The sequence below is a fragment of the Pseudomonas sp. SMN11 genome (genome assembly GCF_052041945.1).
Taxonomy (GTDB): Bacteria; Pseudomonadota; Gammaproteobacteria; order Pseudomonadales; family Pseudomonadaceae; genus Aquipseudomonas.
In genome coordinates, this window is the sequence record NZ_JBKGGW010000003.1 from 213719 (window position 1) to 225075 (window position 11357).

Below are 11357 nucleotides of genomic sequence, written 5' to 3' on the forward strand. Positions count from 1 at the left end.
CACTACAAATTCCAGCACCGAACGAAATCCCTCCTATTCTCAATAGCTCACTTCGGTTCCTGCACTGAGGAGACACGACCATGAGCTACGTAACCACGAAAGACGGCGTTCAGATCTTCTACAAGGACTGGGGCCCGCGCGATGCGCCGGTCATCCACTTCCACCACGGCTGGCCACTCAGCGCTGACGACTGGGACGCGCAGATGCTGTTCTTCCTGGCCAAGGGCTTTCGCGTGGTCGCCCATGATCGTCGCGGCCACGGGCGCTCCAGCCAGGTGTGGGACGGCCACGACATGGACCACTATGCCGACGATGTAGCCGCTGTGGTCGCGCACCTCGGCACCCAAGGCGCGGTGCATGTCGGCCATTCCACCGGTGGCGGTGAAGTGGTGCGCTACATGGCGCGGCATCCCGGAGACCCGGTCGCCAAGGCCGTGCTGATCGCCGCCGTGCCACCGCTGATGGTGCAGACACCGGCCAACCCCGGCGGCCTGCCCAAGTCGGTGTTCGATGGCTTCCAGGCTCAGGTCGCCAGCAACCGAGCGCAGTTCTACCGCGATGTGCCGACCGGACCGTTCTATGGCTACAACCGGCCGGGTGCAGAGGCTTCGGAAGGCATTATCGGCAACTGGTGGCGCCAGGGCATGATCGGTAGCGCCAAGGCGCATTTCGACGGCATCGTGGCGTTCTCGCAAACTGACTTCACCGAGGATCTCAAGGGCATCAAGCAGCCGGTGCTGGTGATGCATGGGGATGATGACCAGATCGTCCCCTACGAGAATTCCGGGCCGCTGTCGGCCAAGTTGCTGCCCAATGGCACCTTGAAGACCTACAAGGGCTACCCGCATGGCATGCCGACTACCCATGCCGATGTGATCAACGCGGATCTGCTGGCGTTCATCCAGAGCTGAAAGGATTTGCTGTACCGGCCTCTTCGCGGGCAAGCCCGCTCCCACGGAGGCCGGCACTGGCAACCGTTTGCGCCCGGGCTTACCATGTCTCCCTTCCAGCGCGGCCATTTGCCGCACGCCCTGCCCTCTGCCTGCCAGACACTCATGCCCTTCGAACTCACCGTAGAACCGCTCACCCTGCTGATCCTCGCCCTGGTCGCCTTCGTCGCCGGTTTCATCGATGCCATCGCCGGCGGCGGCGGCCTGCTGACCACCCCTGCGCTGCTCACCGCCGGCATGCCGCCGCACCTGGTCCTCGGCACCAACAAGCTCAGCTCGACCTTCGGCTCGGCCACCGCCGGCTTCACCTACTACAAGCGCAAGCTGTTCCACCCGGCACAATGGCGCCCGGCCCTGTTCGCAACGCTGGTCGGCGCCTCGATCGGTGCGGTGGTGGCCCACTACATGCCAGCCGAGTGGCTGAACAAGATGCTGCCGGTGATCGTCTTCGCCTGTGGCATTTACCTGCTGTTCGGCGGCACGCCCAAGGCTCCGCTGGACGCCGATGCGCCGATCAAGAAGAAATGGCAGTTCCCCCAAGGCTTCACCCTGGGTTTCTACGACGGCGTGGCCGGCCCCGGCACCGGAGCGTTCTGGACCGTGAGCACGCTGCTGCTCTACCCCATCGACCTGGTCCGCGCCAGCGGCGTGGCGCGCAGCATGAACTTCGTCAGCAACATCGCGGCGCTGACGGTGTTCATCATTTCCGGGCAGGTGGATTACATCGTCGGGCTGTGCATGGGCCTGTCGGTGATGGTCGGCGCCTTCTTCGGCGCACGCACGGCGATCAGCGGCGGCAGCAAGTTCATCCGCCCGGTGTTCATCACCGTAGTGCTGGCACTGACCGTGCGCCTAGCGTGGCAGCACTGGTTCGGGCAACCCTAAGCGCCGCGCCACATAAAGGTCGATCAGATACCGGGCAATCGACCGCCCGGCCGGCAACGGCGGCAGGTCATGGACGCTGAACCATTTGGCGTCCTCGATCTCGTCCGGCTGCATGACGATCTCGCCGCCGGCATACTCGGCATGGAAGCCCAGCATCATCGAGTGCGGGAATGGCCAGCACTGGCTGCCGACGTACTGGATGTTGCGCACCTCCACCGCCACCTCTTCGCGCACCTCGCGCACCAGGCAGTCCTCGGCGGATTCGCCTGGCTCGGCAAAGCCCGCCAGGGTGCTGTACACGCCCGTGACGAAGCGCGGCGAGCGGGCCAGCAGAATCTCGTCGTCACGGGTCACCAGCACGATCATGCTCGGCGAGATGCGCGGATAGCTGCGCAGGTCGCAGGGCTGGCAGTACATCGCCCGCTCCCAGCGGATCTGCGTCATCGCCTGGCCGCAGCTGCCGCAGAAGCGGTGCTCGCGGGCCCAGGTGCCGATCTGCGCGGCATAGCCGAGCACCTTGTAGGTGTCGAAGTCGCCTTCCAGCATGAACGCGCGCAGCCCGCGCCAGCTGCAGCCAGGCACCTCGACCGCGCTGCGCAACTCCAGCAGGAACACCGGCTCGCCGTCGAAGTGGCCGATGCCGTGCTCACACAGCACGTCGAGGTCCTGGCGCTTGAGCCAGTCGCGGGGGAACAGCGCGCCGTTGGCGTCCACCAGGAACCCTTCCGGGCTGCGGGCCACGGCCAGCCCCCCGGTGATCTGTGGGTCGAGTACTGCGGTAGTCCAGCGAGCTGACATGTCGGGGGTTCCTTTGCTGCGTCCCCCGGCCCGGTCAGTCGGCGAACGTCGGTTTCTGTTTGCTCATGTGCGCCGCCACGGCCACGCGCAGGTCTTCGGACTGCAGCATCGCGGCGTTCCAGGTGGCGATGTAGTCCAGGCCATCGTCGATGCGATGGTCACGCATGTAGCTGAGCATCTCCTTGGTGCCGGCCACGGCGATCGGCGATTTTGCGGCAATCTCGCGGGCCATGGCAAAGACCCCGTCGAGCAACGCGGCCTGATCATCATAGACCCGGTTGACCAGGCCGATGCGCAGCGCCTCGTCGGCCTCTACATTGCGCCCGGTGAAGGCCAGCTCACGCATGATGCCGTCGCCGATGATACGTGGCAAACGTTGCAAGGTGCCGACATCGGCGGCCATGCCCATGTCGATTTCCTTTATCGAGAATTGCGCATCGCGGCTGCAGTAGCGCATGTCGCAGGCGCAGATCAGGTCGATGGCGCCGCCAATGCAGTAGCCCTGGACCGCCGCCAGCACCGGCTTGCGGCAGTTGTCCACGGCATTGAAGGATGCCTGCAGGCGCTGGATGGTCTTGCGCAGGAAGCGTGCGTTGCGGCCGACATCCTTGCCCATCTGCCCGGCCAGCGAGGCCAGCATCATCAGGTCGATGCCGGCGGAGAAATGCTTGCCGGCACCGCTGATCACCACCGCGCGCACGGCATCGGTATCGTCGATCCATTGGAAGATGTCGACGATTTCCGCCCAGAAGGCCGCGTTCATCGCGTTGATCTTTTCCGGGCGGTTGATCTGCACATGGGCGATGTTGTCGGTCAGTTCGACCTTGAACGCGGTGTATTCGGTCACGGGCGGCACTCCGGTGGGGAAAGGGTTCACAGCGCGGGACTATAGCGCACCATGAAGGCAGCGCTTGTGCCAAATCCAGGACTCAAGCATCAGAACCTTACCTGATAGTTTTGCCAGTTGCTTCAACTCACCACCAAGACGATGCTGAAAAAGTCACTTGGCCCTCTGCAAATGAAAAAGACCTTTCACAAACTCAATGACACTGACAACTCGAGGTGGAGCATGCAGCAAATCTACACACCTTATGGATATACGCGCTCAAAGCAATTTGACCACGTGCAGCTCAAATTCAATGGCGAGCGCCTAAGCCCGGTAGATTTATATCTATTAGGAAATGGCTACAGACCTTATCGCCCTACACTGAACCGCTTCCTTTCAGCCGACAGCTTTAGTCCTTTTCACGAGCAAGCAATGAACGCTTACGCATATTGTTTGGCAGACCCGATAAATCATACAGATCCTACAGGACACATACTGAAGAAAACCTTTAATCGACTCGCGGGAAAATACCGCACACCAACGTTGAAAAGAAAGCTTGAGCGAATGCTCGCCGCAGAAAGCAAACCAGCCAACCACTCCAAACAAAACACATTCAGCAAAACCGAATTTAAAAAACTTGAAAACCATCTCATGGACAAAATCGTATTCTCAAAAAAGACCAGGGAGACCTATCAATCCCAACAACTGAAGTCTGAATTGAAACAGACAAGCCCATTAGTACGCACCCCGCAAACATTGAACATCAATATACACAACGATAAAATTTCTCGACTTGAGGCTATGGAAAAATCAGGCCACACGGAACTAGCCAACCTTCGCAGTCTTCAAAAAGTCAACGTTGATGGCAAGGAGCGTTTTGGGGTAGCTGACCTTAATCGAGTCATTCGCACTGATTGAACAACACCAGCAAAGGGGCTGCATTTTGAGATTCAAGATACCTGGAGCAGTCGGCTGTCGAAATCACCAGCGTTCGTTCGACTATGTCTAAAATCCATCCAACGCTGCCCAGGGGATCATCATGCGCAAACTCATCGTAGCCGCCTTCGTCAGCCTCGACGGCGTCGTGCAGGCCCCCGGTGGGCCACAGGAAGACACCAGTGGCGGTTTCACCTTTGGCGGTTGGCTCGTGCCCCATGCCGAGGAAGTGTTCGGCCAGGCCATGCAGGCGCTGTTCAGCCAGCCTTTCGAACTGCTGCTGGGCCGGCGCACCTACGACATCTTTGCCGGCTACTGGCCGAAGGTGAAAGACGACACCGGGGAATTCTCCATCGCCAACCTGTTCAACAGCGTGGCCAAGCACGTCGCCACCCATGACTCGGACAGCCTCGACTGGAATAACAGCCACGCGCTGGGTGCAGATATTGTCACGGCGGTGCGTGCCCTCAAGCAGCAGGCGGGCGCCGATCTGCTCACCCAAGGCAGCGCCAATGTCGTGCAACAACTGCTCGCCGCCGGCCTGGTAGATGAGCTTCAATTGCTCACTCACCCCGTGCTGCTGGGCCATGGCAAGCGCCTGTTCGGTGATGATGCTGCGCCTGGGGCCTTTCTTCTGCAGCATTCGCAGGTCACGCCCAAGGGCGTGATCATTGCCCGATACGTGCGTAAGGGCGAAGTCGAGACGGGATCGTTTGATTTACCGCCGGAGAATGGGTGAGGGCTGACAGGCGCCAAATAACTTAAGCCAGGAACAACCAATACAACTTTTCCCCCGCGCCCGCATCGAACCAAAAGTAAGCCCCCCACTCGCTGACAGGAGTTTTGCCATGGCGATGCGCACGGCCCTGATGCTTTCTTGCATGACCCTGGCCCTGATGGGCTGTGTCGGTTCAAACGACGACCACCGCTCCCCACCGACCACCGAACAGGTCGACCTGCAACGCTACCAAGGCACCTGGTACGAACTGGCGCGCCTGCCGATGTTCTTCCAGCGCAACTGCGTGCAATCCGAAGCCCATTACGGACTGCGCGAGGATGGCCGGATCGACGTGACCAATCGCTGCAAGGAAAAGGACGGCGCCTGGAACGAAGCCCACGGCATCGCCGAAGCCCAGGTGCCGGGCAGGACCGACAAGCTCTGGGTACGCTTCGACAACTGGTTCAGCCGCCTGGCACCGGAGCTGACCAAGGGCGAGTACTGGGTGCTGTACCACGACAAGGACTACCGCGTGGCGCTGGTCGGGCATCCCAACCGCGAATACCTGTGGCTGCTGTCGCGCACACCGGCGATCACTGACCAGACGCGTGATCAGCTGGTGGCAATTGCCCAGAAGCAGGGCTACGACACCAGCAAACTGATCTGGCGCAAGGACGACCCCGCCGTGCCCTGAGCATCGACGCCCTGCTGCAATCCGTCTATGGTGTGGCTCCCCTACGCACGGAGCGAAACATTGGACCTGCAGTTTCTGGGCACTTCCTCGGGGGTGCCCACCAAAGCCCGCAACGTCAGTGCCACGGCTGTCATCGAGGCCAGCGGCAAACACTGGTACCTGGTCGATTGCGGCGAAGGCACCCAGCACCAGCTACTGCACAGTTCGCTGTCCGTACGCGACCTGCGTGGCATCTTCATCACCCATGTGCATGGCGACCATTGCTTCGGCCTGCCGGGGCTGCTGGCCAGCGCCGGGATGGGCGGGCGCAGCGAGCCGCTCGACCTGATCCTGCCCGCTGCCTTGCAGGACTGGGTGCGCCTGAGCCTGGCGGCCAGCGAAACCTACCTGCCGTTCGAACTGCGCTTGTTGCCGGTCGAGGGGCTGGGGCAGTGGCAGAGCGAACACATCCAGGTCAGTACCGTGCAGCTGTCGCACCGGGTGCCGAGCGTTGGCTTCGTGTTCACCGAACTGAACCCTGAACCACGCCTGGACATTCAGCTTCTGGAGGCCGAAGGGATCCCACGTGGGCCGTTATGGGGTGAGCTGGCCAAGGGGCAGGCGATCGAGCACGACGGTCAGCGGTTCGAGGCACGCGATTTTCTTAAAGCTTCGCTGCCACCACGGCGGGTGATCGTCTGCGGTGACAACGACAACCCGGCGTTGCTCGCCGAGGTCGCCAAGGACGTGGATGTACTGGTGCATGAGGCCACCTACACCCAACCTGTCGTCGAGCGCAGCGGCAACGCGTTCGGCCACAGCACTGCTGCGGCTGTGGCGCAATTCGCTGAAGCGGCGGGAGTACGCAATCTGGTGCTGACGCATTTCAGTGCGCGCTACCAGGGCGCCCCCAAGCGCAGCCCGTGTATCGATGATGTGCGCAGCGAGGCACTTGCTCATTACAGCGGCCACCTGACCCTGGCGCAGGATCTAGAGCGTTACCATATAGGGCGCGATGGCTACCTGGCTCGCGTCATCGCCTGAGATCGCTGCTTCATAATTCAACAAATTCCAGCCAACGAAGCGTTATTTTTTCTGTAATGAAAATGTAATATTCGCTTTCGCATACCTATAACAACGCTGGAGCTTTGCATGTTCGCTTTCTTCCGCCCTGCCGCGCACCGGGCGCCCCTGCCCGAGGACCGCATAGACAGCACTTACCGCCGGCTACGCTGGCAGATCTTCGCCGGGATTTTCTTCGGCTACGCCGGCTATTACCTGCTGCGCAAGAACTTCTCCCTGGCAATGCCCTATCTCATCGAAGAACAAGGCTACACCCGAGGCCAACTGGGCCTGGCCATCTCGGCCATCGCAATTGCCTACGGCCTGTCCAAGTTCCTCATGGGCCTGGTCTCGGACCGCTCCAACCCGCGCTTTTTCCTGCCATTCGGCCTGCTGATCTCGGCGGCGGTGATGTTCGTGTTCGGATTCGCGCATTGGGCCACCTAAAGCGTAACGATCATGTTCGTGCTGCTGTTCATCAACGGCTGGGCACAGGGCATGGGCTGGCCGCCGAGCGGAAGGACCATGGTGCACTGGTGGTCGCAGAAGGAACGCGGTGGCGTGGTGTCGGTGTGGAACGTGGCGCACAACGTGGGTGGCGGGCTGATCGGCCCGTTGTTCCTGCTGGGCCTGGGCTGGACCAACGACTGGCACGCGGCATTCTATGTACCTGCGGCGGTGGCCGTGCTGGTGGCGGTGTTCGCCTTTGCCGCCATGCGCGACACCCCGCAATCGGTCGGCCTGCCGCCGGTGGAGCAATACAAGAACGACTACCCGGAAGGCTACGACGCAAGCCACGAGCAGGAGTTTTCGGCCAAGCAGATTTTCGTGCAGTACGTGCTGCGCAACAAAATGCTCTGGTACATCGCTTTAGCCAACGTGTTCGTCTACCTGCTGCGTTACGGCGTACTGGACTGGGCACCAACCTACCTGAAGGAAGCCAAGCACTTCAGCGTCGATACCACCTCGTGGGCGTACTTCTTCTATGAATGGGCAGGTATCCCCGGCACCCTGCTGTGCGGCTGGATGTCGGACAAGATCTTCCGCGGCAACCGTGGCCTGACCGGCATCGTGTTCATGGCACTGGTGACCGTGGCAACCCTGGTGTATTGGCTGAACCCGCCAGGCAACCCGACCATCGACATGATCGCGCTGTTCTCCATCGGCTTCCTGATCTACGGGCCGGTGATGCTGGTGGGCCTGCAGGCGCTGGAGCTGGCACCGAAGAAAGCCGCGGGGACGGCGGCCGGCTTCACCGGACTGTTTGGGTATCTGGGCGGTTCGGTGGCAGCCAGTGCAGCGATGGGTTACACCGTGGACCACTTCGGCTGGGACGGCGGCTTCGTGATGCTGGTGGCTGCGTGCCTGCTGGCAATCGCCTTCCTGCTGCCGACACTGCGCCACAGCAAAGTGGCCAGCAACAGCCGCGAAGCATTGGCCTGACCACATAGCCCGGCGCCACAGGCCACCACAACCGCCAAAGGTTGTGGCATGCCTGTGGGAGCTCGCTAACTGGCCTAGGCAGCCAGCCGCCCGCTGGCGATCGCCTCCGACGCCGCCAGCATGGCCCGCAACAACACCGCGCAACCTGCCGCCAGGTCCTCGGGCGTGGCGTTCTCGATCTCGTTATGGCTGATGCCATTCTCGCAAGGCACGAAGATCATCCCCGCTGGCCCCAGTTCGGCGAGGAAGATCGCGTCATGCCCTGCCCCGCTGACGATGTCCATGTGCGGCAACCCCAGCGCCTGTGCCGACTGACGTACAGCATCAACGCAACCGCGGTCGAAATACAACGCAGGGAAATCCGCTGTGGGGACCAGTTCATGGCTCAAGCCGTGCTTGGCACAGGTCGCCTCGATCACCGCTCGCGCATCAGCGATCATCGCATTCAACTGATCGCCCTCCAGGTGACGGAAGTCCAGGGTCATGCGCACCTCGCCAGGGATCACGTTGCGCGAGCCGGGGTAGGCTTGCAGGCAACCGACCGTGCCGCAGGCGTGTGGCTGATGCGCGTGGGCGGTGCGGTTGACTGCTTCGACGACGGCCGCGGCGCCTACCAGGGCGTCCTTGCGCAGGTGCATCGGGGTCGGCCCGGCGTGGGCTTCGACGCCGCGCAGGGTCAGGTCGAACCATTTCTGCCCCAGGGCGCCGAGCACTACGCCAATGGTCTTGGCCTGGTCTTCAAGGATCGGCCCCTGTTCGATATGCGCTTCGAAGTACGCACCAACGGGGTGGCCGAGCACCGCGCGCTGGCCGGCATAGCCAATGCCGTTCAGCGCCTCGCCGACCGACACGCCCTGGGCATCGCGCTTGGCCAGGGTTTCTTCCAGGGTGAACTTGCCGGCAAACACACCCGACCCCATCATGCAGGGCGCGAAGCGCGAGCCTTCTTCGTTGGTCCACACCACCACTTCCAGCGGTGCCTCGGTCTCGATACCCAGGTCGTTGAGGGTGCGCAGTACTTCCAGCCCGGCCATCACGCCGAAACAGCCATCGAACTTGCCGCCTGTTGGCTGGGTGTCGATGTGGCTGCCGGTCATCACCGGTGGCAACTTGGGGTTACGCCCTGGGCGACGGGCGAAGATGTTGCCCACCGCATCGACACTGACGGTGCAACCGGCGGCCTCGGTCCATTGTACGAACAGGTCGCGGGCCTGGCGGTCGAGGTCGGTCAATGCCAGCCGACATACGCCCCCCTTGGGCGTGGCGCCGAGTCGCGCAAGATCCATCAGCGATTGCCACAGGCGCTCGCTGTCGACATGACGTTCGCTGGGTTTCAGCACATGCTGGGAAGGGCTCATGGTGTTTCTCCTCAGGCATTTTTATTGGTTTGCACTGGCGCGATCGCCGGCCCGCGCACCGCCAGGCCACCCAGGGCGTAGTACAGCGCCCCGCCCAGCAGCGACCCGGTGAACCAGCCGTAGTCGTAGAACCAGCTGAAACGGCTGTTGCCGATGGCCAGCACGGTCAGGGCCACTGGTAAGGCAAAGGCGGCAAATCCCGCCCAGTTCCAGGCCGGGTACACGTCGTCGCGGTACAGCCCGGCCAGGTCCAGCCGTTGGCGGCGGATCAGGAAGTAGTCCACCACCATGATCCCGGCGATCGGCCCGAGCAGGCTCGAGTAGCCCAGCAACCAGTTGGAATAGACGCTCTCCAGGCTCAGGTCGGAAACGATCCAGCCGAGCTTCTTCAGCAGTTCGTGGCTCATCAGCGCCAGGCCGATGAAACCGGTCAGCCATACCGCACGGCTGCGCCCGATCAGGCGCGGGGCGATGTTCTGGAAGTCATTGGTTGGCGAGACGATGTTGGCGGCGGTGTTGGTCGACAGCGTGGCGATCACGATCAGCGCCATGGCCAGCGCCACCCAGCCGGGGCTGTGGATCTTGCCGATCAGGCTGACCGGGTCGGACACCGTCTCGCCCACCAGCGAGGCGGAAGCCGCCGTCATGATCACGCCCAGCGAGGCGAACAGGAACATGGTCAGCGGCAGGCCGAAAATCTGCCCGAGAATCTGGTCCTTCTGGCTTTTCGCATAACGGCTGAAGTCCGGAATGTTCAGCGACAACGTGGCCCAGAACCCGACCATGGCGGTGAGCCCGGCACAGAAGTAACCGACCACGCTGGCCCCTTCCGGGCGCTTGGGTGGCTGGGCCAGCAGTTCGGTCATCGACATGTGCGGCAGGGCCCAGAACAGCAGGCCGAAGCCGACCGCCACCAGCAGCGGCGCCGACAGGGTTTCCAGCCATTTGATCGACTCGGCACCGCGCAGCACCACCCACAGGTTCAGCGCCCAGAAGATCATGAAACCGATCACCTCGCCGGCACCGGCCAGCGCCTTCCAGCCGTCGAAGATCGAGCCGAGGAACAGGTGGATGGCCAGCCCGCCGAACATCGTCTGGATGCCGAACCAGCCACAGGCCACCACCGCACGGATCAGGCACGGCACATTGGAGCCGAGGATGCCGAACGACGAGCGCAGCAGCACCGGGAAAGGGATGCCGTACTTGGTGCCGGGGAACGCGTTGAGGGTCAGCGGGATCAGCACGATGAGGTTGGCCAGCAGAATCGCCAGCAGCGCCTCACCCACGCTCAGGCCGAAGTAGGCCGTGAGTACGCCGCCGAGGGTGTAGGTGGGCACGCAGATGGACATGCCTACCCATAGCGCAGTGATGTGCCACTTGTTCCAGGTGCGCTGGTGCACCTTGGTCGGCGCGATATCGTGGTTGTAGCGCGGACTGTCGAGAACGTCACTGCCCGCGGACAGCTCGAACAGGCCTGCCTGCTCGATCACTTCCGATCTACTCTGTTGCATGGGGCCTTCTCCAGATTTCTTGTATTTGTATGCTCATCGGGCTAATGCGATGGCCGGAGTAAACGCACGCTGGAAACTGCTGGATTCGCGTAGAAAATCTTGCCTATTTTTTGATCCTGTCAAGTCAGACAGCATGAATGGAAGCCACCCCGCGCCTTACGATTTTTAAGTTTATTCATATTTATCAGCAACATAAT

10 protein-coding genes and 1 pseudogene are annotated in these 11357 nt (G+C 62.0%); 7 read left to right on the top strand and 4 right to left on the bottom strand.

Going from position 1 to position 11357, the window contains the following annotated elements:
- The first annotated feature begins 80 nt into the window (after positions 1-80).
- Positions 81-911 carry an alpha/beta fold hydrolase gene (locus tag ACLEJU_RS05120; protein WP_435425195.1) on the top strand — a complete coding sequence of 277 codons (831 nt, stop codon included), beginning with the start codon at positions 81-83 and terminating at the stop codon, positions 909-911.
- 144 nt (positions 912-1055) lie between these two features.
- Entirely contained in the window at positions 1056-1835 is a 780-nt protein-coding gene (locus ACLEJU_RS05125; RefSeq protein WP_435425196.1) for a TSUP family transporter, read from the top strand.
- Here ACLEJU_RS05125 and nudC read toward each other — a convergent pair.
- Together nudC and ACLEJU_RS05135 are read right to left on the bottom strand one after the other, a co-directional pair.
- The gene (gene nudC / locus ACLEJU_RS05130) at positions 1803-2633 is read right to left on the bottom strand and encodes an NAD(+) diphosphatase (RefSeq protein ID WP_435425197.1); all 831 of its coding nucleotides are present in this window, start codon (positions 2631-2633) and stop codon (positions 1803-1805) included. The two genes, ACLEJU_RS05125 and nudC, sit on opposite strands and share 33 nt — an antisense overlap.
- A gap of 34 nt (positions 2634-2667) precedes the next feature.
- The gene (locus ACLEJU_RS05135; protein WP_435425198.1) at positions 2668-3480 is read right to left on the bottom strand and encodes a crotonase/enoyl-CoA hydratase family protein; all 813 of its coding nucleotides are present in this window, start codon (positions 3478-3480) and stop codon (positions 2668-2670) included.
- Positions 3481-3702: 222 nt separating this feature from the next.
- On the opposite strand from ACLEJU_RS05135, the gene ACLEJU_RS05140 reads away from it, so the two are divergent.
- The 5 genes and pseudogenes from ACLEJU_RS05140 to glpT all read left to right on the top strand — a co-directional run bounded on the left by ACLEJU_RS05140 (position 3703) and on the right by glpT (position 8291).
- Positions 3703-4377, top strand: a complete 675-nt coding sequence (locus ACLEJU_RS05140; RefSeq protein WP_435425199.1) for an RHS repeat-associated core domain-containing protein — start codon at positions 3703-3705, stop codon at positions 4375-4377.
- Between the two features lie 121 nt (positions 4378-4498).
- Entirely contained in the window at positions 4499-5134 is a 636-nt protein-coding gene (locus ACLEJU_RS05145; RefSeq protein ID WP_435425200.1) for a dihydrofolate reductase family protein, read from the top strand.
- Between the two features lie 109 nt (positions 5135-5243).
- Entirely contained in the window at positions 5244-5807 is a 564-nt protein-coding gene (locus ACLEJU_RS05150; RefSeq protein ID WP_435425201.1) for a lipocalin family protein, read from the top strand.
- A 60-nt stretch (positions 5808-5867) separates the two neighbouring features.
- On the top strand, positions 5868-6830 hold the full coding sequence (locus ACLEJU_RS05155) for an MBL fold metallo-hydrolase (protein WP_435425202.1): 963 nt from the start codon (positions 5868-5870) through the stop codon (positions 6828-6830).
- A 108-nt stretch (positions 6831-6938) separates the two neighbouring features.
- Positions 6939-8291, top strand: a pseudogene (gene glpT, locus ACLEJU_RS05160) (glycerol-3-phosphate transporter).
- 74 nt (positions 8292-8365) lie between these two features.
- Here the strand turns inward: glpT and ACLEJU_RS05165 are convergent.
- Both ACLEJU_RS05165 and ACLEJU_RS05170 read right to left on the bottom strand, forming a co-directional pair.
- Complete coding sequence (locus tag ACLEJU_RS05165) at positions 8366-9649, bottom strand: Zn-dependent hydrolase (protein WP_435425203.1); 1284 nt, start codon at positions 9647-9649, stop codon at positions 8366-8368.
- Positions 9650-9660: 11 nt separating this feature from the next.
- A complete protein-coding gene (locus ACLEJU_RS05170) occupies positions 9661-11160 on the bottom strand; it encodes an NCS1 family nucleobase:cation symporter-1 (RefSeq protein ID WP_435425204.1) in 1500 nt (499 codons plus the stop codon).
- Positions 11161-11357 lie beyond the last annotated feature (197 nt).